This window comes from Orrella dioscoreae, assembly GCF_900089455.2.
Taxonomy (GTDB): domain Bacteria; phylum Pseudomonadota; class Gammaproteobacteria; order Burkholderiales; family Burkholderiaceae_B; genus Orrella; species Orrella dioscoreae.
In genome coordinates, this window is sequence record NZ_LT907988.1 from 2,940,412 (window position 1) to 2,964,561 (window position 24,150).

Annotated in this window: 28 protein-coding genes; 2 read left to right on the top strand and 26 right to left on the bottom strand. The window is 65.7% G+C overall.

The genetic code is table 11. The annotated features are described in order from the left end of the window. Nucleotides 1-5: 5 nt before the first annotated feature. The 15 genes from trbJ to ODI_RS13735 form a co-directional block, all read right to left on the bottom strand. The gene (trbJ, locus tag ODI_RS13665) at nucleotides 6-749 is read right to left on the bottom strand and encodes a P-type conjugative transfer protein TrbJ (protein WP_067751299.1); all 744 of its coding nucleotides are present in this window, start codon (nucleotides 747-749) and stop codon (nucleotides 6-8) included. Beyond that, a complete protein-coding gene (trbE, locus tag ODI_RS13670) occupies nucleotides 746-3,196 on the bottom strand; it encodes a conjugal transfer protein TrbE (RefSeq protein WP_067751301.1) in 2,451 nt (816 codons plus the stop codon). The genes trbJ and trbE overlap by 4 nt, the downstream gene beginning before the upstream one ends. 12 nt (nucleotides 3,197-3,208) lie before the next feature. Further along, nucleotides 3,209-3,478, bottom strand: a complete 270-nt coding sequence (locus ODI_RS13675) for a VirB3 family type IV secretion system protein (protein WP_067751303.1) — start codon at nucleotides 3,476-3,478, stop codon at nucleotides 3,209-3,211. Next, entirely contained in the window at nucleotides 3,475-3,858 is a 384-nt protein-coding gene (locus tag ODI_RS13680) for a TrbC/VirB2 family protein (protein ID WP_033482754.1), read from the bottom strand. The genes ODI_RS13675 and ODI_RS13680 overlap by 4 nt, the downstream gene beginning before the upstream one ends. After that, entirely contained in the window at nucleotides 3,855-4,901 is a 1,047-nt protein-coding gene (trbB, locus tag ODI_RS13685; protein ID WP_067751306.1) for a P-type conjugative transfer ATPase TrbB, read from the bottom strand. The genes ODI_RS13680 and trbB overlap by 4 nt, the downstream gene beginning before the upstream one ends. Then, a complete protein-coding gene (locus tag ODI_RS13690; protein WP_067751309.1) occupies nucleotides 4,898-5,362 on the bottom strand; it encodes a ribbon-helix-helix protein, CopG family in 465 nt (154 codons plus the stop codon). Before ODI_RS13690 ends, trbB begins: the two co-directional genes overlap by 4 nt. Then, nucleotides 5,359-7,356: a conjugal transfer protein TraG gene (locus ODI_RS13695; protein ID WP_067751313.1), complete on the bottom strand. Its 1,998-nt coding sequence runs from the start codon at nucleotides 7,354-7,356 to the stop codon at nucleotides 5,359-5,361. The genes ODI_RS13690 and ODI_RS13695 overlap by 4 nt, the downstream gene beginning before the upstream one ends. Nucleotides 7,357-7,590: 234 nt before the next feature. Then, entirely contained in the window at nucleotides 7,591-7,854 is a 264-nt protein-coding gene (locus ODI_RS13700; RefSeq protein ID WP_067751314.1) for an EexN family lipoprotein, read from the bottom strand. Then, nucleotides 7,851-8,795 carry a LysR family transcriptional regulator gene (locus ODI_RS13705; protein WP_067751319.1) on the bottom strand — a complete coding sequence of 315 codons (945 nt, stop codon included), beginning with the start codon at nucleotides 8,793-8,795 and terminating at the stop codon, nucleotides 7,851-7,853. The genes ODI_RS13700 and ODI_RS13705 overlap by 4 nt, the downstream gene beginning before the upstream one ends. A 22-nt stretch (nucleotides 8,796-8,817) precedes the next feature. Continuing rightward, nucleotides 8,818-9,336 (bottom strand): DUF2867 domain-containing protein, encoded by a 519-nt coding sequence (locus ODI_RS13710; RefSeq protein ID WP_067751322.1) that lies wholly within the window; start codon nucleotides 9,334-9,336, stop codon nucleotides 8,818-8,820. A 39-nt stretch (nucleotides 9,337-9,375) separates the two neighbouring features. Further along, nucleotides 9,376-10,182, bottom strand: a complete 807-nt coding sequence (locus tag ODI_RS13715; RefSeq protein ID WP_067751327.1) for an SDR family NAD(P)-dependent oxidoreductase — start codon at nucleotides 10,180-10,182, stop codon at nucleotides 9,376-9,378. 12 nt (nucleotides 10,183-10,194) lie between these two features. Beyond that, entirely contained in the window at nucleotides 10,195-10,884 is a 690-nt protein-coding gene (locus tag ODI_RS13720; RefSeq protein WP_067751330.1) for an NADPH-dependent F420 reductase, read from the bottom strand. 99 nt (nucleotides 10,885-10,983) lie between these two features. Beyond that, a complete protein-coding gene (locus ODI_RS13725) occupies nucleotides 10,984-11,751 on the bottom strand; it encodes an SDR family NAD(P)-dependent oxidoreductase (protein WP_067751332.1) in 768 nt (255 codons plus the stop codon). Between the two features lie 64 nt (nucleotides 11,752-11,815). Next, on the bottom strand, nucleotides 11,816-12,517 hold the full coding sequence (locus ODI_RS13730; RefSeq protein WP_067751336.1) for an NADPH-dependent F420 reductase: 702 nt from the start codon (nucleotides 12,515-12,517) through the stop codon (nucleotides 11,816-11,818). A 263-nt stretch (nucleotides 12,518-12,780) separates the two neighbouring features. Next, on the bottom strand, nucleotides 12,781-13,578 hold the full coding sequence (locus ODI_RS13735) for an NADPH-dependent F420 reductase (RefSeq protein ID WP_067751342.1): 798 nt from the start codon (nucleotides 13,576-13,578) through the stop codon (nucleotides 12,781-12,783). Between the two features lie 252 nt (nucleotides 13,579-13,830). Here ODI_RS13735 and ODI_RS13740 point away from each other — a divergent pair, with 252 nt between their 5' ends. Continuing rightward, nucleotides 13,831-14,736 (top strand): LysR family transcriptional regulator, encoded by a 906-nt coding sequence (locus tag ODI_RS13740; protein ID WP_067751348.1) that lies wholly within the window; start codon nucleotides 13,831-13,833, stop codon nucleotides 14,734-14,736. Here ODI_RS13740 and ODI_RS13745 read toward each other — a convergent pair. From ODI_RS13745 to ODI_RS13795, 9 genes are all read right to left on the bottom strand, one after another. Next, nucleotides 14,733-16,724: a relaxase/mobilization nuclease domain-containing protein gene (locus ODI_RS13745; protein WP_067751349.1), complete on the bottom strand. Its 1,992-nt coding sequence runs from the start codon at nucleotides 16,722-16,724 to the stop codon at nucleotides 14,733-14,735. The two genes, ODI_RS13740 and ODI_RS13745, sit on opposite strands and share 4 nt — an antisense overlap. Before the next feature lie 460 nt (nucleotides 16,725-17,184). Beyond that, entirely contained in the window at nucleotides 17,185-17,784 is a 600-nt protein-coding gene (locus tag ODI_RS13755) for a S26 family signal peptidase (protein WP_067751355.1), read from the bottom strand. Continuing rightward, a complete protein-coding gene (locus tag ODI_RS13760) occupies nucleotides 17,781-18,338 on the bottom strand; it encodes a DUF2840 domain-containing protein (protein WP_067751357.1) in 558 nt (185 codons plus the stop codon). The genes ODI_RS13755 and ODI_RS13760 overlap by 4 nt, the downstream gene beginning before the upstream one ends. Then, a complete protein-coding gene (locus ODI_RS13765; protein WP_067751912.1) occupies nucleotides 18,335-18,598 on the bottom strand; it encodes a chromosome partitioning protein ParB in 264 nt (87 codons plus the stop codon). Before ODI_RS13765 ends, ODI_RS13760 begins: the two co-directional genes overlap by 4 nt. Continuing rightward, complete coding sequence (gene parA / locus ODI_RS13770) at nucleotides 18,595-19,233, bottom strand: ParA family partition ATPase (protein ID WP_067751360.1); 639 nt, start codon at nucleotides 19,231-19,233, stop codon at nucleotides 18,595-18,597. The genes ODI_RS13765 and parA overlap by 4 nt, the downstream gene beginning before the upstream one ends. Nucleotides 19,234-19,474: 241 nt before the next feature. Next, nucleotides 19,475-20,332: a replication initiator protein A gene (locus tag ODI_RS13780; protein WP_197707101.1), complete on the bottom strand. Its 858-nt coding sequence runs from the start codon at nucleotides 20,330-20,332 to the stop codon at nucleotides 19,475-19,477. Nucleotides 20,333-20,358: 26 nt separating this feature from the next. Further along, nucleotides 20,359-20,643, bottom strand: coding sequence for a helix-turn-helix transcriptional regulator (locus ODI_RS13785; protein WP_067751366.1), 285 nt, complete (start codon nucleotides 20,641-20,643; stop codon nucleotides 20,359-20,361). Nucleotides 20,644-20,718: 75 nt separating this feature from the next. Further along, nucleotides 20,719-21,516, bottom strand: coding sequence for a DUF2285 domain-containing protein (locus tag ODI_RS13790; protein ID WP_067751368.1), 798 nt, complete (start codon nucleotides 21,514-21,516; stop codon nucleotides 20,719-20,721). 337 nt (nucleotides 21,517-21,853) lie between these two features. Further along, complete coding sequence (locus ODI_RS13795; protein ID WP_067751372.1) at nucleotides 21,854-22,204, bottom strand: DUF2958 domain-containing protein; 351 nt, start codon at nucleotides 22,202-22,204, stop codon at nucleotides 21,854-21,856. Between the two features lie 298 nt (nucleotides 22,205-22,502). Here ODI_RS13795 and ODI_RS13805 point away from each other — a divergent pair, with 298 nt between their 5' ends. Then, complete coding sequence (locus tag ODI_RS13805) at nucleotides 22,503-22,796, top strand: helix-turn-helix domain-containing protein (RefSeq protein ID WP_005304583.1); 294 nt, start codon at nucleotides 22,503-22,505, stop codon at nucleotides 22,794-22,796. Nucleotides 22,797-22,848: 52 nt separating this feature from the next. On the opposite strand, the gene ODI_RS13810 is transcribed toward ODI_RS13805, so the two are convergent. Both ODI_RS13810 and ODI_RS13825 read right to left on the bottom strand, forming a co-directional pair. Beyond that, nucleotides 22,849-23,163: a DUF736 domain-containing protein gene (locus ODI_RS13810; RefSeq protein WP_067751373.1), complete on the bottom strand. Its 315-nt coding sequence runs from the start codon at nucleotides 23,161-23,163 to the stop codon at nucleotides 22,849-22,851. 756 nt (nucleotides 23,164-23,919) lie between these two features. Next, complete coding sequence (locus tag ODI_RS13825) at nucleotides 23,920-24,129, bottom strand: hypothetical protein (RefSeq protein WP_067751375.1); 210 nt, start codon at nucleotides 24,127-24,129, stop codon at nucleotides 23,920-23,922. Between the last annotated feature and the right edge of the window lie 21 nt (nucleotides 24,130-24,150).

Below are 24,150 nucleotides of genomic sequence, written 5' to 3' on the forward strand. Positions count from 1 at the left end.
TCCCGTCAGTTGCCGTAGAAGTCCACGCGCTGCGGCGTGTACGGCGTGCCAGTGCCGAGGAAGCGCCGCCGCACTTCGCGGGCGCGCTCGGTGGCCGCCGCCTGCCGCGCCAGTTCCAGCGAGGCCGCCCGGTCTTGCGTGATCTGGAGCTGCTGCGCCTGGATGGACTGCTTGGCCTGCAAGGCAAGGAGCTGGTTCGTCGCCTGCATCGCTTGCAGCGCACCGGTGGCGGACTGGCTCTGGCTGACCAGATCGGCCAGCGCACTTTCGTCTTGGGTCAGGTTCTGCGACACCTGGGCTTGCATCCGCATCGCGGTGTGCAGGCCGTTCAAGCTGTTCTGCCAGCGTTCGCGGGCGTCCTGCGCCATGCGGTCGCCGCTGACGGTGGCGGCGTACTGCTCGGGATACAGGCGTGCGAACTCCCGATCCATGTTCGTCACGTCGTAGGCCAGCCCCTGCGCCTCGGCGATCAGGCGTTCGGTGGTGGCGAGCGTCGAGCGCAGGCGGTTGACGATGTTGAAGTCCAGACGCGCCAGGTTGCGCGCCTGGTTCATGAGCATCTGTGCTTCGTTCTGTAGCTGCTTGATCTGGTTGTTGATCTGCTCCAGCGTGCGAACGGCGGTCAGCGTGTTCTGCACGAAGTTCGATGGATCGAACACGGTGATGGCGGCCGCCGGCTGCGCGAGCATCAGCGAGACAGACAGCGCGGCAGCGAGCGAGGCGGACAGCAAACGGGGCTTGGTCTTCATGGTGAAACCTCCAGTGGTTGGGAGTTGAGGAACGAAGCGGCCGCCGGTGCGGACGGCAGCAGGTCGGAGGCCCAATCGAGGCCGCGATGGCGCAGCCACGCGCCGGCGAAGCCGGGTGCGCCTGCCTGCGTCAGCACGCGGTCGATGTCGCGTTGGTCTTGCGGTGTGGATGCGCCCGCGAACGCGAGCGCGGCTGGCCCAAGGTCGAGGTCGAACAGGCGATTGCCGAGGCGCGATTGGTAGTAGTAGTCGCGCTTGGGCTGCGCGGTGGCGAGGATTTCGATTTGCCGGCTGTTGAGGCCGAAGCCCTCGTAGATCGTGCGAATCTGCGGCTCGGTGGCCTGCGGGTTAGGCAAGAAAATCCGACTGGCGCAGCTTTCGATGATCGCGGGCGCGATGGTCGAATCCTTGATGTCGGCCAGCGACTGCGTGGCGAAGATGACGCTGACGTTCTTTTTCCTGAGCGTCTTGAGCCATTGGCGGATGCGGGCCGCGAAAGACGGCTCATCGAGGAACAGCCACGCCTCATCGAGAATCAGCAGCGTGGGTGCGCCATCGAAACGCTCGTCGAAGCGGGCGAACAGGTAGCGCAGCACCGCTTGCACGGCGGCGGCGCTGTGCATCAGTTCTTCCATCTCGAAGCCCTGCACGCCGGCCATGCCCAGCCGGTCGTGGTCGGCGTCCAGCAGCTTGCCGTGCCCACCGCCCAGGACATAAGGCGCGAGTGCCTGGCGCAGCGCGTTCGATTGCAGCAGCACGGAAAGCCCGGTCATCGTGCGCTGTTCTTGCGGCGCACCGGCGAGGCTGCCCAGCGCCGACCAGATGGCCACCTTCTCGTCCGGGCCGACGGTCACGCCTTCATGCAACAGGCGACCCTCCACCCACTCGGCGGCCCAGGAGCGGTAGCCTTCATGGTCGATGCGGGCGAGCGGCTGGAACGCGATGCCGCCATCGGCGCCCAGGTCATAGTGCTCTCCGCCGAGGCCCAGGATGGTGGCGCGCATCGAGCGGCCCATGTCGAAGGCGAAGATCCGCGAGCCGAAGTAGCGGCGGAACTGCAAGGCCAGCGTCGCCAGCAGTACCGACTTGCCCATGCCGGTGGGGCCAGCGACCAGCGTGTGCCCCACGTCGCCGATGTGCGTGACCAAGCGAAAAGGCGTGGCGCCATCGGTGCGGGTGACGATCAGCGGCGGGCCGTCGAGGTGGTCGTTCTTCTCCGGCCCGGCCCATACCGCCGATAGCGGCATCATGTGCGCTAGGTTCAGCGTTGAGACGATGGGCTGGCGCACGTTCGCGTAGGCATTGCCGGGAATGGACGACAGCCAGGCATCCACCGCATTGAGGGTTTCGGGAATGGTCACGAAGCCCCGGCCCTGGATGACGCGCTCCACCATGCGCAGCTTCTCGTCGGCCACGGCCGGGTCGGCATCGAGCACCGTCACCGTGGCGGTGAGATAGCCGAACGCGACTTGATCGCTACCCAGTTCCTGCAAGGCGGCATCGGCGTCGGCCGCCTTGTTGCTGGCGTCGGTATCGATCAGCGGGCTTTCCTGCTGGAAGATCGTTTCGCGTAGCAGCGCCACCACGTTCTTGCGCTTGGCGAACCACTGACGGCGCAGGCGGCCCAGCTCCTTTTCCGCCTCGGCCTTGTCCATGCAAAGAAAGCGCGTGCTCCAGCGATAGGCAAAGCCCAGGCGGTTGAGGTCGTCCAGCAGGCCCGGCCAGGTCGAGGTCGGAAAGCCGCGCACCGACACCACGCGCAGGTGTAGGTCGCCCAGCGTGGGCGCCAGGCCACCGACCAGCGCGGAGTCGGCCAGCAGCGCGTCCAGATGGAAAGGCACTTCGGGAACACCGATCGGGTAGCGCCGCGTCGAGACGGTCTCGTGCAGGTAGGTCAGCGTCTGGCTGTCGTCCAGCCAGGCGATTTCCGGCATCACGCCGTCGAGCAGGTCGAACACGCGATCGGTTTCCGCCACGAAGGCATCGAGTCGGCCGTCCCAATCCACGCCATCGCCGGGCGAGTTCTCGTAGAGCAACTTCGCCGCGCGGGCGCGGGATTCCTCCGGCGGCAGGAAAGCCACCGTCAGGTGATAGGCACTCTCGAAGTGATGGCCCGATTCCTCGAACGCGGCGCGGCGTTCTTCATCGACGAGCCAGGACAACGGTTCGGGGAAGTCGGAATGCGGATAGTCGGCGGCGGATTGGCGCTCGGCCTCGATGAACAAGGCCCAGCCAGAACCCAGCCGGCGCAGCGCGTTGTTGAGCCGTGCAGACGCGGCGATCAACTCGCCTTGCGTGGCGCTGTCCAGATCGGGGCCACGAAAGCGCGCCGTGCGCTGGAAACTGCCGTCCTTGTTCAAGACGACGCCCGGCGCGACCAGCCCGGCCCACGGCAGCCAGTCGGCGAGCAAGGCCGGGCGCTGGCGGTATTCGGCAAGGTTCAGCATCGCGGCACCCCCCTACACGTCGAGCAGCGGTTTGTGCTTGATGTGCCGGGCGAAGACCTGCATGAACTGCGGATCGACGCGCGCTCCCCACACCGCCAGCGAATGGCCGACGAGCCAGAGCACCAGCCCCGGAATCCACAGTTGCAGGCCCAGGCCCACGGCAGCGGCGAGCGTGCCGTTCGCAATGGCGACCGTGCGCGGCGCACCGCCCATGAGGATCGGTTCGGTCAGCGAGCGGTGCAGCGCCACCTCGAAGCCCGGAAGGTCGCTGGCCGTACTCATACGACCGCCCCACCGGAGAAGCTGAAGAACGACAGAAAGAACGAGGACGCGGCGAACGCGATGCTCAACCCGAACACGATCTGGATGAGCTTGCGGAAGCCGCCCGACGTGTCGCCGAAGGCCAGCGCCAGGCCCGTGGCGATGATGATGATGACCGCGACGATGCGCGCGACCGGCCCCTGGATGGAATCGAGGATGGATTGCAGCGGGCCTTCCCACGGCATCGAGGAACCGGCGGCCTTCGCCGTGCCGGCCGTCATCAGCATGACGGCGGCCAGCAGCAGGCCGTGGTGTGCCGGCGCGGCCAGGCGGCGCAGGCGCGCAAGGATTGAGGCCGGATTTACGGAAAAACGGAAAGCAACAGCGTTCATCTGCGTCATGGCAGTTCTCCAGGGTGGTCAGGGGACGGGGAGGAAGGCGGCGGCAGCGCGGGAAACGGCGTTTCCATCGCGTCCGCCAGGCGGTAGCCGGCGGCGTCGAAGCCATTGAGGCGGGCAATGCTTTCGACGTGGCGCTTGCGGCCACGACCGGCGATGTGGATGACGACGTTGACCGCTTCGGCGATCAGCGCCCGCGGCGGATTCACCGCGACTTCGAGAATCAACTGTTCGAGGCGCAGCAGCGCGCCCAGCGCGGAACCGGCGTGGATCGTGGCGATGCCGCCCGGATGCCCCGTTCCCCACACTTTGATGAGGTCGAGGGCTTCGCCGCCGCGCACTTCGCCGACGATCACGCGATCGGGGCGCAGGCGCATCGTGGCGCGCACCAGCTCGGTCATGGACACCACGCCGGCGCGGGTGCGCAGCGGCACATGATCGCGGGCCGCGCATTGCAGCTCGATGGTGTCTTCGAGCACCAGCACGCGGTCGCCGGTGGCGGCGATCTCGGCCAGTAGCGCGTTCGCCAGCGTGGTCTTGCCGGTGCTGGTGCCGCCGGCGATCAGGATGTTCTGCCGCTCGCGCACGGCGCGGCGAAGGAAGTCCGCTTGCCCGGCGGTGAGGATGCCGTCGGCCACATACTGATCCAGGCCGAGGATGTTCACGGCGCGCTTGCGCAGCGCGAACGCCGGGCCGGGCGCGGCAGGCGGCAAGATGCCCTCGAAGCGTTCGCCCGTCTCCGGCAGCTCGGCGGTCAGCAGCGGCTGGCCGCGATGCACTTCCGCGCCGACGTGGGCCGCGACTAGCCGGATGATGCGTTCGCCATCGGCTTCGGGCAGCTCCACGCCCAACGGCGCACGGCCCGACGACAGCCGATCGACCCATAGTGTGCGGTCGGGGTTGAGCATGACTTCCACCACGTCCGGGTCTTCGAGCGCGGTGGCGATCACCGGCCCCATTGCGGTACGCAGCATCTGGATGCGGCGATCGAGCGAGGTCGCGGCGGACGAACGAGGCTCGGGCGGGAACTGCGGAACGGCACTCATGAGGCACGCTCCTGGGCTTCGGCCAGCGCCGCCGCGTCATCCATCCGTGCGGTGTCCGGGTGCCGTTCTTCCACCACGTCGCGCACGAGGCTGCGGCCGCGCAGCAGGTGGCGGCCGAGTTGTTCGACGAACTGCTCGAAGCGGGCCTTGCCCTGGGCGCGGGCGGCTTCCTGGTGTGCCTCGGGAACGGGCGTGCTTACGGTCAGGAAGTAGCGGACGAACAGCGCCAGCGTTTCGATCTGGATGTTCTGGTCGCGCTCCATGCGCTCGGTCTGGCGCGACAGCCGATCCAGCCGCTTGGCGATGGCCGCCTCACGCTGGTCGCCCGCGTCCGGCGACAGCCAGGACGCCAGCGCCGCCGCGACGATGCTGGATTTCGACACGCCTTTCTTGGCGGCCAATTCATCGAGGCGCTTGGCGTGCTCGGGCTGAATGAACAGGTTGAGTCGGTATTGGCTCATAGGTCGATTCCGTCGTTGGGGTTCAGCGATGCCAGCCGGGCCGTGCGCTGCATGGCCGGGTCGAGCTGGCCGGGAAGCGGCATCGGCAGGTCGTCGTCATCGAGCAGCGCCAGGTCGGTCGCGTGCGCGTCCGGCTCAGGGTCGTAGGCGACGGTTTCGGACAGTTCGGGCTGACGGCGCGGGCCGCCGTCGTCGGCGCCGCCAAGGTCATCGGCGAATGCCGTGGCTGGCGCGGCGGGTACGGCGGGAATCGCCAGGCCGCTCCAATCGTCGGGTCGGGCCGGCGGCGCATCGGCATAGCGCCCGGTTGCGAGCGCAGGCGGCGACAGCACGCGCTGCTTGAAGTTGGCGTCGGCGTAGTAGCGCAGCTTCTTCGCCTTGATCGGTGGCAGGCTGGACACCATCACCACCGACTCGTCGGGCGGAAGCTGCATCACCTCGCCAGGGGTAAGCAGCGGACGCGCGGTTTCCTGCCGCGACACCATCAGGTGCCCGAGCCACGGGGCCAATCTGTGGCCGGCATAGTTGCGCTGCGCGCGCAGTTCAGTGGCCGTGCCCAGGGTTTCCGAAATCCTTTTCGCCGTGCGTTCGTCGTTTGTCGAAAACGTCACGCGGACGTGGCAGTTGTCGAGAATCGAATGGTTCTGCCCATACGCCTTGTCGATCTGGTTCAGGCTCTGAGCGATGAGAAAGCTGCGTATGCCGTAGCCGGCCATGAAGGCAAGCGCGGACTCGAAGAAGTCCAGGCGGCCCAGCGCCGGAAACTCATCGAGCATCAGTAGCAGCTTGTGGCGGCGGGCGATGCCGTCGGAGCCGTCAAGCGATTCGGTGAGCCGCCGCCCGATCTGGTTGAGGATCAGCCGGATCAGCGGCTTGGTGCGGCTGATGTCCGAAGGCGGCACCACTAGATACAGCGATACGGGATGCTTGGCAGAAATCAGGTCGGCGATGCGCCAGTCGCAGCGTGACGTGACTTCGGCCACCGTGGGATCGCGGTACAGGCCGAGGAACGACATGGCGGTGCTCAACACGCCGGAACGCTCGTTGTCCGACTTGTTGAGCACCTCGCGCGCAGCAGATGCGACCACGGGATGCGGCGCTTCGCCCAGGTGCTTCGTCGTCATCATCCGATGCAACGTCAGCTCGAACGGGCAAGCCGGATCGCTGAGGAAGTTGGCGACGCCGCGCAGCGTCTTGTCCTCGCCCGCGTAGAGCACATGCAGGATGGCGCCGACCAGCAGCGCGTGACTGGTCTTTTCCCAATGATTCCTGCGTTCGAGCGCGCCATCGGGATCGACCAGAATGTCCGCCACGTTCTGCACGTCGCGCACTTCATGCGCGCCGCGCCGGACTTCCAGCAGCGGGTTGTAGGCTGCCGACTTCGCATCGGTGGGGTTGAACAGCAGGCAATGGCTGAACCGCGAACGCCAGCCGGCGGTAAGCGTCCAGTTCTCGCCCTTGATGTCGTGGACGACGACGGACGCCGGCCAGCTCAACAAAGTGGGCACCACCAGCCCCACGCCCTTGCCGCTGCGAGTGGGTGCGAAAGTCAAGACGTGTTCCGGGCCTTCGTGCCGCAGGTACTGGTCGCGGTGCAGGCCGAGGAAGACCCCGGCCGGCTGGGTCAGCCCAGCCTTGCGGATGTCGGCGGTATCAGCCCAGCGCGCCGAACCGTAGGTCGTGACGAGGCGCGACTGTCGCGAGCGCCATACCGACATGGCGATGGCGACCACCACGGCCAGAAGGCCGCTGCCGCCCGCAATCGCACCGCCTATGTCGAAGACATGCGGCGCGTAGGCATCGAAGAAAAACCACCATTCAAACAGCCGCCAGGGGTGATAGACCGGCGTGCCAAAGAAGTCGAACCAGGGCGAGCCAAGGCGTAGTTGATGTCCGAGTGCTGCCGCTGTCCATTGCGTTGCACTCCATACGCCGGCGATCACGATGGTGAAAACAGCGGCGATCTGCCCGAACAGCACGCCCTGACCTTGCATGACTGGCCTCCGATTTCCTCTGCGCTGATTCCTCGCCACACGCGGCACAAGGGCGTGCCGCATAGCGCGAGGATCAGTGCCGGGTCGGTGCCGGTCAAAGACCGTTATCGGAAGAAAGGTCGAGTAAAAAGCAAGATTTCGCGCAGGGGCGCAGGCAGAAAAAACGCCGCAAGCGATGGCGCGTTGCGGCGTGTCGAGCAAGAAGTCGGAAGATTCGTGGCGAAGCGCCTACGATCAGAACTTGGGCGGATTCTCCGGCGGCGTATAGGGCACTGTGCCATCGTTATAGAAGCGCTTGCGTGTGGCCTCGGCGACGCGGTTGCATAGCTCGTCGCCTAACTTCGCGCGTTCGACTCTGCATTGTTGGCGCAGCTCTTTAAGCAGCTCGGGGTTGGATGCCAGTTCTTCGACGATCGGCAGGTTCGCCTGTTGAGGTGTTTCGGATTGGCCGCAGGCCGTCAGCACCGCCGCTAGCAGGAACAGGATGCTCCTTCTCATGGTTTGGGTTCCTCCGGGGGATCGAGGGGATAGCTTGGCGATGGCCTAGTAGCTTCGGGAGACTCGATGGCCTGAACGCGGTCTATGAAGCGGGTCACCATTTCCAAGGGTTCTCCCGCCGGGCGCAGCAGATAGGTCGTCAGCACTGGCGAGCGGCCTGCCAAAGGCCTTGCCACGACTCCAGGCTCGCGGCTGGCTGCGATGTGTGCTGCACCCGCCAGCCCCAGGGCGAAACCGGCGGATACCAGCGTCATCATGAGATCGAATGAAGCCACCCGTTCGACCACCAGCGGCTCCATGTCCACGCGACGCAGCACGCGCTCGATTTGCCGTACGTGGCCTTCGCATGCCTGCGGATCGCCCAACACCAGCGGGAAGCGCAGCACTTCTTCCAGAGGAATCCGCTTGTGCTTGAGCAAGTCATGCCGTGCCGGCACGGCCACCATCAGCGGATCGCTCCAAACCGCCGCTGCCACGATGCCGTCGCCAACCTCATCGGACTGTGCGAAGCCTACGTCGTATAGGTCGTCAAGCAGCCCTTTGATTTGCTGCGAAAGTGGCACCTCGAACAGGCGGATCTCGACCTCGGGTTCCTCCTGGCGGCACAGCGCCAGCAGCGACGGCAGACGAGACGGCGTGATGCCGTCTGACAGCGCGACGCGCAACTGGCCGTGGAAGCCATTGGCCGCCGCCTTCACGCTTTCGCGAGCTTGCTGCAAGGCGGCGAAGACGCGTGGAACATGCTCCAGAAAAAGTGCGCCTGCGCGAGTCAGCCGTGTACTGCGCGTAGTACGGGCGAATAGCACCACGCCCAGTTCTTCTTCCAGCTCCTTGATGGCACGCGACAGCGGCGACTGCTCCATGTGCAGTCGCTCGGCCGCGCGGGCGAAGTGCAGTTCTTCAGCCACGGCGAGAAAGCAGCGAAGGTGGCGCAGTTCCATACCTTACGTGATGACCTCCATCTCATGACACTGGCCAGCCACGCCAAGCCGCATGTCGAAGGCTTGCAATGACTACGCGCCGGTGAAAGAACCGGATCGCGGCGATATAGACCCGGCCCAGTCGGTTGTGGCAACGGACGACCGTGGTGACCACGAGACAGGCATCCGATCCACCATCCATCTCCAGCTTCGATTGACGCAATACCGAGACGCGAAAATCCAGGTGACGGTCGTCTTCGCCGAGCATGACCTCCCTTTCGTCGCTGGCGAAGACCCGAAAGATGCCGATATGCCGGGCGCCGGAGATCGCTTGCTCCGCTTGCAGCCGCCTTGATGTCTTGATCCCAAACGGGCGCACGAGCGTGTCACGTACACACATCAACGCCGCGATCCAGCCCGGCTGGGTAGCGAAGACGAACTCCGCCAGTCGCAGGGGATCGCCTGTCGTATCGGGCGGAAGGTCGATCGCAAATGCGTCAACCAGGTCGGCGGTGGCGTACCACGGGGTCACGCTCGATGTCGCGGGCGGGTCTACCTCCATGACTCTCAAAATCGATCCCCAATCTGCGAACGTGGGCCGTTAGATCGCCATTACCGAGCCGCCGTCCACACGCAGATTGGTTCCGGTGATGAAGCCAGCCTGTTCCGACGCCAGGAACACAACTGCCGCGGCGACGTCTTCCGGCTTGCACGGCCGGCCGACCCCGATGTTCGGGCGGAAGGTGGGCATGAAATGAGCCGCAAGCTCGTCAGGCAACAGATCCTCGGCACCATCCTGCTGCGCCAGCAGATCACGGAGGATGGGCGTGTCCACATAGGCCGGCGATACGGCGTTCACCAGCACGCCCCGGTCGGCATAAGTTTTCGCGAGTCCCTTGGTCAGGATGTTCAACGCGCTTTTGGCGGAGGCATACTCAATGGCGACCGCGTCGGGCTGGACGCCGCTTTCCGACGAGATGTTGATGATCCGGCCCCATCCGCGCGCTGCCATTTTCGGTGCCGCTGCTCTGACAACCCGCACAACGGATAGGACGTTGAATTCCCAGGTTTCGAGCCAGTCAGCGTCGGGAACCTCTTCGAATGGTCGGAACAGCCCGCCGGTCGATGACCGCAATCCGCCCGCATTGTTGACAGCGATGTCGATTGGCCCAAGCGCTGACTCCACCGCCGCAATCGCCTGCGCCAAGCTGTCGGCGCTCGTCACGTCGCCGCTGATCGCGAAGGCCCGGTCTCCGAGATCCTCGGCGATCTTCGCCAGCTTGCTCTCGTCGCGCGCCAGAAGGGCGACCTTGGCGCCCTCGGCGTGCAGCGCTCGTGCGATCGCCTCGCCGATGCCTTGGCTAGCACCTGTGATCAAAGCGACGCGACCTTTAAGCTGTGTGTCCATGGGAAGCTCCTCTCAAATAGGCTTGCCGAGGCTGCTATTCGGCGTGGCACGCATTTCAGGTTTGCGCTCCGGGCTTGCTTCGGCAAGCGCCTTGCGGACACCTTCGGCGTCGAGATCGGTGGCATAGACCGGCGTGCCAGGCTGCTGACGCCAGGACTCGTCGAGCCCCCCAGCGTCGATGCCGTCGAATCCGAGTTCGTCGAAAAGCCGGATGAGCTTTGTTTTGTCGGCTTCATCGTCGCCAGCGACCGGCAACGCGATACGACCGGGAGCACCCGCTGGCTTGCCCTCATGGAGGAGCTTGCGCCAGTACAAGGTGTTGAGTGCCTTCACCACTGGCCGTCCCAACTGATTTGCCACCCAGCGACTTTCAGCCATGCCCGTTTCGATGTCATCGATCCGGCCATCACGCTCCCGGGGATAGTAGTTGCCGGTATCGACGACGACGATGTCGGGACCGATCCCGTCGAAGAGATCCTTCGGCAGTTCGGCGATCTTCCACACCGGTATGGCGACGAAAACGATCTCGCCGCTACTGGCTGCCTCGGTGACGGTGACCGCCGTGGCGCCGGTTTCGGCGGCAAGCTCGGCTAGCGAATCCGGGCCGCGCGAGTTGGCGACGGACACCTTGTGGCCCAGTTTCGACAGCCGGCGCGTCAGCGAGCCTCCGATCTCCCCGGCTCCTATGATTCCGATATCCATGAGGGAACTCCCATTTCGCTAGTCGGTTTTGATGGAGGTCAGCTTGACTTGCCCGCGACAAGCGCCGGCGTCGTCACGCCTTTTTCCGCCCAGGCGGAATCAGAGCTTGTAGCCGCCGCTCGCCTCGATCACCTGGGCAGTCACCCATCGACCTTCCTCGGAGGCAAGGAAGGCCACGACTGCGGCGATATCCGAGGTTTCGCCAAAGCGTCCCAGCGCGGTATCGGCTTCGATGGCCTTCACCATGTCGGCGTTTTCGCGGACAGCGGCGTTCATGTCCGTTCGCGTCCAACCCGGCGCCACGGCGTTCACCGTGATTCCGCGCGGCCCCAGTTCCATCGCCAGCGCATGGGTCAGGTTGTTGATGGCCGCCTTGGCCATGGAGTAGATGGGGACGGCCGGCAATGGGCGCGTGGCCAGACCGGAGGACGTATTGATGATCCGACCACCATCGGAGAGACGGCTCAGCGCGGATTGAACGACGAAGAACGGTGCGCGGGCGTGAACCGCGAACATCGTGTTCCAGGCGTCCGGCGTCGCATCGGCAAGACCGCCCCAGCCTGAGTTGCCGGCGTTGTTGACCAGAATGTCGAGCGCCTTGCTGCCCTTCCTTGTGTTGAACTCGCGGTCGAGCGCATCGAACAACGCCGGGATCGCCGCGGCATCGACCAGGTCGGCGTGAAGCGCGAAAGCGGTGCCGCCCGTTTTTTCGATGGTCGCAACCACTTCTTCTGCGCCTGCGCTGCTTGCGTTGTAGGTGATGGCGACGGTCGCACCGTCGGCCGCAAGCCGTTCGGCAATCGCGCGACCGATGCCGCGCGATCCGCCAGTGACGAGAGCGGTTTTTCCCTTGAGGGATTGGGACATGAGATTCTCCTAGGTAAAGCGAAATGTGGTTTCATTGGGCTTGCGGATCGGATTGCGAGGTGGCTCAGGTGACCCGTTCGCGCACGATCGGGCCGGGGCTTGCCTCGATGACCGACAGCGCCAGCCGAACAAGACCCTCCGCGTCCCCGGCATATTCATGCTCGGCAATGTGGTGCAGCAGGACGCCGGCCTGCTCCAGTTGCCGGGCGCCTTTGAGGGGGCCGGCGTTGATGGGCTTGAAACCGGCATCAACGATCAGACCACGGGCGACCTGCCCGGCCGAGGCGTCGTCGCTGACATAGAAGACATTGGGCTGCACCGGCGACTTCGACCACGCTGCGGCCTCAAGCAATGGCGATCCCAGCAGATTGAACGCCTTGACGATCCGAGCCTTCGGGAGGCGTTGTTGCAAAACCTCGGAGGTCGAGTTGTCGCGCATGAAGTCCAGTTCATGGAAATGCTGGAACTCGGCGGTGACGCCGAGCGGGTTCATGGTGTCGATGACGGTCTTGCCATCGAGCGCGTCGCCTACTTCGCCTACGATCGCGTCGACCCGCGGCCAGTAGACGGAGAACAGAACAGCCTCGCCGAATTCGGCGGCCTCGCGGATCGTGCCGAGCCGGGCCCGGTCGCCCAGTTCTGCCAGCAACGGTGCGATCTTGCGATCCTCGCCGTCCTTCGCAATGACGAGGTCATGACCTGCGGTTGCCCAGACTCGCGCTAGGCGACTGCCGACATTGCCGGCATTCAAAATTCCTATCTTCATTTGCTTTCGAGCTTCCCAGTAGTGCGTTGAAAGCATTACTCTAGAGATGATCGAAAAATAGATAAATGGCAGAAAAAACTACAGACCGTTGTCCATAAATACATCAATAAAACGATTGGAACGAGGCCACACGAGTGGCAATCATCGGCACGGCGAGAGGCGCCAGGTGCATGGTCCACTTGTCTGTCGGGCTGGGCGCACCGTATCGGCCAGAGGCTGTGAACGGTCATCGGGCGCCCGCAAGGGCCCCCGATGTAGAGGCTTTATTTCTTGACGGTCGCGGCGCTTGCCTGGGCCATGAAGAGGTCGACGTGGACCTGCGGCATGCCCTCGAACGTGCCGCCGATCGGTGACGGGCGCTTTGCCTCGTTGATCAAGCGCTGAGCATCTTCGCGCGACACGGGCTTGCCGGGCTGCGTGTAGGCGCGCTCGGCTTTTTCGCCCGTCGCTTTCAGATCTACCGTCGGAGCGTAGCGCCAAAAGTAGATGGGCGTGCTCGGTTCAATGCGCCAGCTGTCTGCGAGGGAGCCCGCGTCGATGGTATCGAAGCCGATCTTGTCGAAGAACTCGGTCACCGCCTGCTTCGCTCCGGCTTCGTCACCCGCGATCGGCAGCGTCGTGCGGTTCGCCGAACCCTTCGGCGTCGCGTTGGCCTTCATGTGGAGCCAGCTGAGGTTGTGAAGGCCCTTGACGACCTTCGCTCCCGGCAAACGCCGCTGGATCAGCCCACTGGAGGTCAGCTCCCCCTTGTCGAGAACGTCATTGTTGCCGAATGCGGGATAGTAGTTCGTCTGGTCGAGTACGACCTTGCCCGCAAACTTGTCGGCGGGCAGCTGCTCGGAGGCGGCGATCGGGATCGAGAGCGTGACGATGTCACCTGCCGCGATGGCCTCCTCGGTCGTGCCGGCGCTCGCCAGCGGACCAAGTTCCTCGATCAGATCCTTGATGGTGTCCGCGCCGCGGGAGTTGCTGATCACCACCTTGTAGCCAGCTGCGGTCGCGAGACGCGCGACTGCCTTGCCGACGAGGCCGGAGCCAATGATTCCGATTGTTTGTGTCATCTTCGCATTCCTTCTATGGGAGAACGGCGGGAACCCGCCGACAGGTTTCTTGGGACGCACGCCTAAGCGCGCCGCGATGCAAGCAAGTCGTGTGAACGACAGGGCGGTGTGCGTCTCGATCGCCGTGACGCTTACAACCGCAGCAAGTCAATGCCGCCGCTGTATTCGTTGAGTGCGACGTGTTGCATGAATCGCACTATGGACTTACCCTCTTAATTGATAAATATAGAGATAAGTCAAATACTGTTGTCCATGAATACATCAATCGATCTGCCGGAGATGCGCGTCTTCGTCGCGGTTGTGACCGACGGCTCTTTCACGACGGCTGCGGATCGGCTGGGCACCGACAAGGCGCGCATCAGCCGCATCGTCAGTCGCATGGAGAAGAAACTCGGCGCACAGCTTCTCACCCGCTCGACACGTCGCCTCAACGTGACGGAGGTCGGTCGCGACTACTTCGAGCGCGCCATGTGCATCCTGACCGCCGCCGAAGCCGCAGAGGCGGCGGTGGCGCAGCAGTCCAGGGAGCCCAAAGGACTGCTCAAGCTCACGGCTGGATCCGAGTTCGGAACGATGGTCGTGGACGACTGGATCGCAGCGTTTCTGCGAATGGCCCCGAAAGTGACGGTGGAAGCGGAGTACACGAACCGCCTGGTCGATATCATCCATGAAGGCTTCGACGTCGCCGTCCGTGTCGGCACGCTCGAAGATTCGGGGCTCTCGGCGCGCAAACTCGGCGAGGTGTCTTACGGGCTGTATGCGGCCCCTGGCTATCTGAAGCGCGGGCCGGCGCTTTCCGCCGTCGGCGACCTGAAGCGCCACAACCTGATCATGAAGACGACGCGGGGGCGCTCCAATTGGGCCCTGGTAAATGGTGAGAAAACCGAGAAGGTCACGGTATCCCCGCGCTGTGCAGTCAACAGCACGATCGCCGCGAAGAACCTCGCGCTTGCAGGACTCGGGATCACGCACTTGCCGCGCTTCATGGCTGAACCCTATGTGGCTGTTGGCACGCTTTCTTGCGTGCTTCCCGGCTGGGCAGAGGTTCCGGCGCCTGTCCACGCCGTATTCGCATCGAGCCGCTACATGGATCCGAAAGTACGCAGCTTCGTGGATCTCTGCCTAAGTGCGTTTAAGGACGGCGGCTCACAGGATTAGATGGCAGGCCCGCGTTGCCGCCCAATCTCCCACGACACGCCTCCGCCGCGTACCGTGGCTGCAAGTTGCTGACCTAGCCGCTGTTCGATCACCGGCCGCCACGGCACCAGGCTGAACCCCATGCCGTCATCAAGCATGGCGTAACGCCCGCTCGCCAGCATGACAGAGCGCCGGTAAATGCCGGCGACGCGCTGCCCGTCGGCTACCGGGCGATGCTCCAGGCCAGTTTCGGCGGCAATGTCTTTGGCGGCTTGCGTCAGTTCTCGATTGCGTAGCGTGCCCAGCAGGTTGCGGGCGAGGATCACGCGCTGCCCGCGCCGCACGGCCAGCCCCTGTTCGACCAGGAAGTCGGCGCGCTGCTGCATCGCCTGCTTGGCGTCGCCACCAAAGCCCAGGTCGCCCAACCCGCGGCCGCCGCCGACCAATTGCTGGTCAAGCCAGGTCGCGCCGATCACGCGCGCCTGCCGTTCGATGGGCAGGTGCGATTTCAGTTCCATAGCCACGCCGCTCAGGCGCTGCGCATCGTACTGGCGGCCACGCTCGGCCAGGTCGTTCGGCACCTTCCATAGCCCCTCTGCCACACGCTCCACGATGCCAGCCCGGCGCAACGCTTCCAGCCGCCGGACGTGGGCGGCGACAACCTCCTGCGGGTCGCGTCCGGGCTTGGCCCGGCCCTGTTCGATGGCCAGGTGGTGATCGGCGCGGTACAGGCCATCGCTCGCCAGCGCGGCGATGTTCTTGTCGGCGGCGCGCACGTCGGCCGAACCCTTCACTTCCACCACCGCACCCGTGGGGTAGTTCGCCAGCTCGTCACGGGCGTTCAGTGCGACGTAGTGGGCCTTCCCGTCCACGCCGTCGATGACCAGATAGCCGCGGTCGTGCAGCTCGTCGGCCAACCCCTTCGCGGCCACGCGACCGATGACGGATCGGCCATCCTCGCCCGGCTCGAACACCGCCAGTTCGCGCGGCTGGCCGCTCATGGCCCGCTGCATGGTGCGGATGACGTCGCCACGCTCGCTCAGGGCGCGCAAGGTCTTCTCCGCATCCGCATGCACGGCCCAGGTGCCGGGCTGCATTTCTTCGGCCAGGCCCAGGCGCTGCAAGTGTTGTAGGCGGCCGACCAGCAGCAGGCGCTGGCGTTGCAGCCGGGGTTCGTTGAAGCGTTCGACCTGCACCCGGCCATCCTCGCCGGCCTCGCGTTGCAGCGTGCGGTCGAGGCTCGTCCACCGCTCTTGCTCCACCTCGCGCTGCAAGGTCTGCTGGATCTCCAGTTCGGTGCGCGGCCCCAGCCATTCGGTCGCCAGTTCGGCGGCCCGATGGCGAAAGCCGTGGGCGATGTAGTCGCCCGCGATGATGAGGTCTTTGCCGGTGTCTTCGCGCCCGCGCACGATCAGGTGAGTATGCGGGTTGTCGGTGTTCCAGTGATCGACCGCCACCCAATCCAGCCGCGTTCCTAAGTCGGCTTCCATGCGGTTCACCAGATGCCGGGTGTAGGTGCGCAGGTCGTCCAGCTCGCCCCCGTCTTCCGGTGAGACGATGAAGCGGAAATGATGCCGGTCGTCGGCGGCACGCTCCTTGAAGGCGCCGAGGTCGGCTTCGTCGGTCTGCGGCCCATAGGCCCGGCCCGGTTCGCCATCGCGGCCCGCGCCGTCGCGCTCGATGTAGCGCAGGTGCTTGGCGAGCGACTGCGGGCTAGCATTGCGTTGATTGACCAGCAAGGTCTTGATGGTCACGCGCCGCGACATGGGCGTCAGCTTCGCACCAGCGAAACGCGCCGCCGTGTGGCCGCGCCCCAGGCGCGAGCCGGGCCGCTGGTCTGCGCGTGCGCCGCTGCCACCGGCTGCGGAATGGCGCATCGAGGACTTGCCGCCGCTGGCCTTGCCAGCCTGCTTGAGTACCTTGGAAACGAAGCTCTGGCCCTGGCCCTTACCCCGGTTCTTCGGGGCGCTCGGGCGCACCCGGAAATCGTCATCGCGGCGATCGGTCATCGCCGTTCTCCCTGCAAGCTCTGCCGTGTCCGGTCGTGCGAAGCACGCGGACATGCCTGCATTGGCGCGACCTTCGCGCCCAATGCGGCACGGTGGCGAAGCCGCTCCGTGCCGCGCCACCCCCATGTGCAGACAGGCTTTCGACGCGGCCCGGTGCCGCGTCCTTTTGTCTTGCCTTCCGCCTTTGCCCCTCGCTGTCGCTCCGGGCGTCGGCGGCCCGGCGGCGCTGCGCTGCTTGCAGCCAGCCCGCCGGCGAACGCGCAGATGGACGCGATGGGGGCCGGAGGCCGTGCGCGTTCGAGGCAAGACGCCTGCACGTTGGACGGCTGCGCCGGATGTTGCGCGAAGCGCGGCGCGAATGCGCCCGCGCTGCACGCGCGACGACACGGCGGCAGCAGCCGGAACGGCATGCCCGATGGCACAATGAGATGCACGGCAACGTGCAGCGAATCGGCGGCCATCATGGGCGTGTCTCCAGCCAGACCGGATGCGCGACGCCGATCACGGCGGATGCGCTGACCGGGCCGAAATAGCGGCTGTCGAACGACGCCGAGTTGGTCGCGCTCAACAGGAACAGCTCGCCCGGTTCGAGGCGGCGGCAAAGCCGCAAGGATGGCAGCGGCCGGCCCTGCCGGTCGGCAGGCAGCGCGGCGGCCGCAGGCACGCCGTCGATGCGTACCTGCCCGGCGACGATGCAAACGTGTTGCGACGCGACCGCGCCCACACGTTTGAGCAGCGGCACGCGCGTCGGCAGGTAGCCGCGCTGCGCAGCCAGCATGGCGGCCCTGTCAGGCAACGGCACCAGCACGATGCTGTCCACGGACAGCGGACGTGGCAGCGAGGCGGTGCGTGGGTCGAACGGTTCAATGCGATACCAACCGACCGCCACGCTGTCGGACGGGTTGTAGGTCAGACGCGGCAGCGGCGACACGAAAGCTGCCCAGGCCAGCGCAGCGAAGCCGACTGCGGCGAAGCCCGCCAGCGCGAGGCGAGCGCGTCGGCGCGAGCGAGAATGCGGCACGGCTTCGTGCGTGCATGTGGTGTTGGATTGGGTCGTCATGGCATCGCCCTCCCGGCCAGCCAAGCGGCGTGCCGCTCGGCGGTGTATTCGGGCAGCGGCAGACGGGCCGCCAGACGGTTGCCCAGCGTGCGCCAGTACGCGGGCGACACGTCGATTGCGGCGATGCCTTGCCCTTCGATGCCGTCGATGCGTTCCAGCACGGTACGCACCGCGTTTTCGCCTTCGGCGTGCAGCAGCAGGCGTGCGCCCGGTCGCACGCCGGGAATGCGCTGCATGTCGTCCAGCGGCGTGGCGGCTTGCATCACCATGAGCTGCCAGCGGATCGTGCCGTAGTCGTTTGCTTCCCAGCGCACGCGGCAGAACATTGCACGCGGCAGGAACACCGCGCAGCGCCGCCAGCGGTCGAGCCGCAGCGTGCGCGTCGGTTCGCCGAAACGCAGGTAGAGCTTGAAGCGCGGCTCGATGTAGGCGAGTGATACGCGGGTCAGCGGCACGTTGCCAGCCTGGCCGGCGAGCGTCGAAAGCGAAGGCGGCGGCGCAGCAGCCGGTGCAGCTGTTGCCGCGTGAGCGGCAGGCAAGGCGGATACGTTCATGGCAGGTTCTCCGTGCGCTTGTCGGGGAACTCCCGCTCCAGCAGGCCGCGCAGCAGTTCGGCCACGGTCACGCCCTGGCCGAAGGCGGCGATCTTGATGCGCGCGCGCAGCGCAGGCGTCACGTCGAGCGTCAGGCGTGCGGTGTAGACGTCGCCTTTGTTGAGCGCATCGGCATCGCCCTGGCGAATCCACGCCTCGGCGTGCGGATTCGCGGGCGGACGTGCGCCGATGCCGACGCGCTTACTGCGCGGGCTGCTCATGTCGGCCACCGCAGCAGTTCATCGGTGAGCAAGGCGATCTCGCGTGCGGCGGCGCTGTCGGGCGCCGTCTCGCGGGCGAGCCGGCCAGCGGCCACGCTGTCGGCGAAGACGATGCGCTGGCGCACCTCGGCGCGCAGCGCCGGCAGCGGCTGTTCGGCCAGCGATTGCCGTGCTTCTCTGCCGATGATGGTGGTACTGACGCGCCGATTGATGACGAAGGCCGCGCGCAGCGCAGGCCGGAACACCTGTGCCTCGCGGATCAGCGCCACCATCTCGGCGCTGGCCCAAAGGTCATACGGGCTGGGCTGCACGGGAATCAGCACGCGCTCGGCCGCCAGCAGCGCAGAACGCGCTAGGGCGGCGATGCGCGGCGGGCCGTCGATGATGACGTGATCGGCGCGGCGGGCCAGCTCCGGCGCTTCCTGATGCAGCGTCTCGCGGGCGAGGCCCACGGCGCTGAACAGCCGTGGCAAGCCCTGCTGGCTTCTGCGTTGCGTCCAGTCCAGCGAGGAACCCTGCGGATCGGCGTCCAGCAGGATGACGTGCAGACCGCGCATCGCCAGTTCGCCCGCGATGTGGGTGGCGAGCGTGGTTTTGCCGACGCCGCCTTTCTGGTTGAGAAACGCGACGATCATGGCCTGGCCCTCCCTGCTGGAAAGCCGGCCTGGCCGTGCCGTTTTGCGGTTGTCCACCGAAACGGCGCGCTTCTACTAAAAGTTAGAGATTTATAGTTAGGTAAGTTAGAGGAGTGGAAAACCCGCGCCGTTACTGGCTTTGCGGCGTTTTCGTACTCCTGATAGCACGAGGGTCGTACTCCCGATAGCACGATACGCCGTACTCCTGATAGCACGAGGCCGTCCACACCTTTTCCCGCAGTTATCCCCGTGCCGTGGACGGCACGGGCCGGAAGGTCAGCAGTTCCAGCTTTTCGTCCGGCATCGGCTCGATGCCCAGGACGTAGCCGGGCAGCGACTGCCGCGCGACCAGCACGCGTAGGTCGTAGGCGAAGTCCGAGAAGCGCGCCGCGCTGCCGGATTTGCGGTGCAAGTGCCGGAAGTCGAATTGCCAGCCGTGTTCCTGCCGCCCGCCGTGCTTGCGCACCAGGCGGTACAGCCAGCGTTCGATGCCGCCCTTCAAGCGGAAATAGGCCGGGTCGATGGTCAGCACCAGGGCGGCATCGAGCACGCCGGCATAGAACCAGTCCGGCAGGATCAGCTCGATGCCCAGCGGCGTGCCGCTGGCGTCGGCCAGCTCGCGCCATTCGTTCACCCACGAAAAGCGGTGCAGGCGCCGCCCGGTGGTTTCGCGGATGGAAGTCGCCACGCTGGTCGATTGCAGCCGGTCGAGCGCAGCTTTCAGGCGCTGGTAGTCGTTGAGGGACGTGCCGCGCCCGATGAAGCGCAGGATTTCGTATGGGGTGGCGTGTATCAAGCGCGACGGGCGAATGCCTGCGTCGCGTGCCTCCACGATCTGCGAGGCCGCCCAAATCAGCACGTCGGCATCCCATATCGTGGCGATGCCGTGCTCGGCCGTGCCTTCCACGCGGATGGAGATGTTCCCGCTGCGGAAGTCGATCGGCGCCGTGCGCCGCGACTTCGCCAGCGAGAAGAACGGAAAGGCCATCAAGTCCTGGCTGTCGCGCGGCGCCATGCCGTCGCCCGGCAGCGCGCGGAACAGGTCGAGCTGTTCCCGCTGCTGCGATCGCTGCCCCGGCGGCAGCGATGGGCTGGACATGACGATGACCACCGGCGAGCCGACGATCAGCGGCCATCACGGTAGTCGCCTGCGTGACGCTCGGCATATTCCGGGTCGGACGTGGCCTCATAGCTGCGCTGGTCGGCCCAGGCATCGAGGTCGGACACCGCATACATGACGCGACGGCCGAACTTGCGGAACTTCGGGCCACCGCCGATCACGCGCTGTTTCTCCAGCGTGCGCGGCGACAGCCGCAGGTATTCAGCGGCTTCGTCGTTGGTCAGGTAGCGTTGGGGCTGCACGGGCGCAGCGATAGCAGCGGCAGCAGGCCGCAAGGGAGCGGGTCGCATGGAATGTACCTCCATCAAGCCCGGCCACACCACGCGGCCGGATAGAGGCACTTTCAAGAAAGCAAGGCTTCCCGCTCAGGGACGTTTTGCAGGGAATGCAGAACGTCCCTCCCTGAGCGGCGGAAGCTGTGCAAGGCGACGATAGCCGCCGCGCATCAGTGCATCGCCCCGCCGTACCAGCCGGCGAACGCGGGCGCGCAAGGCGCTGTCGGCGTGCCAGTCGCCGGCGACGGCATCGACGCCGAACAGCCCTTCGGCCACGTCGCGCAGGGACGCGCCCGCGAGGGTACCGTCGAGCGCCTGGAGCGTGTTCAACTCCAGCAGCGCAGCGGGAGCCGGCCGTGACCGTGCCGTTCCCGCTGTCACTGCATCACCAGCGGTGGCCAGCTTGTCCAGTTCGGCCACCAGCGCCTGATAGCGTCCGCAGGATGCGGCGCAGGCGCGAATGGCATAGGCGTAGGCCATGCCGTCGGCCAGGCCGGGAGCGATCACCAGCCGCAGGCAGCAGCCCGGCCAGCGTGTCAGCAGCACCAGGCGCTTGCCGTCGTGGATCAGGCGCTTCTGGCCGGGAAGGCACCAAAACGCGAAGGCCACCGCGTCGGGCGGCGGGTCGGCGTCCGGATAGAGCTGCACCACCGTATCGTGATCGGGGAACCAGGCCGGATGCGCGTCGCGCGCATCCAGGGCGGGATCTTCCAGCAGGCGCAGTCCCCAGCGCGCGGCGGCCTCTGGCCGGCGGCGCCGGCGCAGCCAGTCGCGGCGGTAGTCGGGGTGGCGGCGCAGGTATTCCCACGCCAGTGCGGGGCCGTCGAGATGCAGCGTGTAGAGATACGCGGCGGTCGGATACCAGTGTTCGGCGCTCGGGTCAGCCATGCCGCAACCTCCTGTCATTCAGCAGGAACGTCGCCACGGATTCCGGCGTGCAGAAGCTATCGGGCCGCCATCAAGTCGTCATCGAAATCGGGATAAGCTGTAACTGCTGGTGTCAAGACCGATTGGCTCCAGGGCATTGCGGAAATCGTCTGAATGCGACGGCTGCGCCGCCACAAAAATGGCGCGCAGCATGGAGCACCGTGCAGCAGCCCGCGCCAAAGATCATGACTGTTTTCAACAGAAGTGCACCGCTTCGGTGCAAGAGTGCGGATTCAGACCAATCAGGTCTTGGGTAAGACTGAAATGGCCAGAATGCGCTGTCGTTGGCTGGGGTTGGTCAGTCGGTGATCGAGCCGTTTTCCTCGGCCAGCCGCAGGTACTCCGACAACAGACGCACCGGCTGGAAGTAGCGATCGCGCATCACCGGCTGCTTGCGCGGCCCGACGATGGACGCCAGATCGGACAACTTCACATGGCCCAGGCCGGGCATGCCTATTCCCAGGTCGATCAGCCCCCATGCCGTATCGCCATCGGCCGGGTCGAGCGCGGCCAGCAACCAGGTGGCGTGCGCGTCAGGGGTGAACAGTCGCACCGCCGGCATCGGGTCGATGCCTCGATCAGCGGCGCGTGCCGCGCCGACGGCGAGCAGTTGCGCCCGCTGTTCAGCGGTGACGAGCGGCTGGTTCATGACCCGAATCCCCACGCATCCGAGGATGCACGGATACGATTTTCCACCGAAGCGCGGAACCGCCGAAACGGATGCGTGCTTTGGCGGGAAAGCACGAAGGCGCAAGCCATCGAATCCGTACATGCACGGAAACGCAGAAGCGGAATTACGCAGGTCAGGAAAGACACGGATGCGGCTCCCCGGGTCTGGTGAAATCCGCAGTTGCGGATTTCAGTAAAAGCACGGAAGCGGACTAAATTACCGTCATGAGTTAAAGATAACGTGGTTTTAATTGTCCCGCGATTGGACGCTTCTGTCTATGCAGAAGCGATCCGTACAACCTGGCCGACCGGCCGGTGCCACCACCTTCGATGCCGAGCTGGCGCAAGCCTTCGGCGCGGCGGTGCGTGCGCTGCGGATGGAACGCGGGATTGCGCAGGAATCGCTGGCCAACCTGGCTGGCATCGAGCGTTCCCATATGGGCAAGGTCGAGCGCGGCGAGCACATGCCCACGCTGGCGATCATCTTCAAGATCGCCAGCGCGCTTAGTTGCAGTACCGCCGTGCTGATGGCCGCGACGGAAAGCCAGCTCGCGTCCGTGTCCGAGACGTAGGCTGTCAGCGAAAGGCACCCCGCCGCAACAGGCGGGGCGCGGTGGGCGGCTGTCAGGCTGCCTTGGGCTTGCTGCGCGACCAGATCAGGTCGTGCGTGCCGTCCTCGTTCTCGATCAGGCGGGCATAGACCGTCGCCGGGAACGAAGGGTCGTCGATGCTCACGGACAGGTAATCCCGCCCGGCCTCACTGGTCTTCTTCCACGCCGCGCCGATCTCGTGGCCGGCCGCCTGAAGGTGGAAGTCGGGGGCGTTCTCGCTGTCGCCCTTGTCGTTGGGAACCAGCTTGACCTTGGCGTTGAGTGTCAGGGTGCGAAGCGTGCCGGTGAAGCCGTCTTTCTCTGCGGTGAAGGTGCCGATGTTAGCCATGATGTTTCTCCTTTCGGGGTGTATAAGGTCGCGCCAGTGCGTCCTTGTTGTGATCCGGCCGGCGGGGGATGGGCTGGCCGCACCGCGCAGCGGTCGCAACACCGTGGAGAGCCTGGAAGCGAAAAGAATTTGTCCCGCGAGGAATGCGCGCAGCGCAGGGGAAATTGTTTTCGCTGGAAGGTTGCGGCCATGAAGCCCAAGGCGTAGCCGTTCCCTCGCCAGGATTCACGACAAGCCAAGGACGCACAGGCCGCCCGCTCCCGAATGGAGATGTGGCCGACTCGGCATCCCCGCGTGACGGCTTCACCGGCTTGCACCCTGGCACTGGCAAGGCCAACACCCCAACGACAAGCGAGAACGCTCCTTGCCGCAGATTGCGGCGACGGGCTTGAGGCGTGGCGTGGATGCTCCATAGCGAGGCCGGGTGGCGTGTCTGTGAACCGTCCTTCGTGACGTACAGGCGCGAACCGCCAGCGTCGAGGACGGCACGCTTTGGCACAACCTGCCGCAGCAAGCCGGGGCGTAGCCCCAGCCCCGCCCATTGCGGCGGCGCGCCATCGAAACCTTGCTCGCGCCAGCGGGCGCCGATGGCTGTACCGCGTGCAAGGCACTTGCACGTCCGCCACGTCGCCGCTTGGTCGAAGGCGGCGACGTGGCGATTTTGCTCTGGATGCTGGAACCGGGCGCGGCCACCGCCGCGCCCGGTTCTTCGACCACCGGCCCCAAGGCGGAACGGCTTGGGGCCGGTGCTGCTCGTTATTCCTTGGTTTCGATGATCCACCACACGGCACGCGGCAAAGCGCGGCCCGTGATGGGATGCAAGTCGGTCAGGTCGGCGCAGGCTGTCCAGCCAGGGGGCGGACGGTAGCCGCGCATGCCGCCTTCGCCGTGCCAGCGGCGAGCGCGTACCGTGCCGGGCGCATAGGTCGCCGCCATGCACGGGCGGCTGGTGGTGGTGCGAGTCATGGGGCTTCTCCTTCAAGCGAA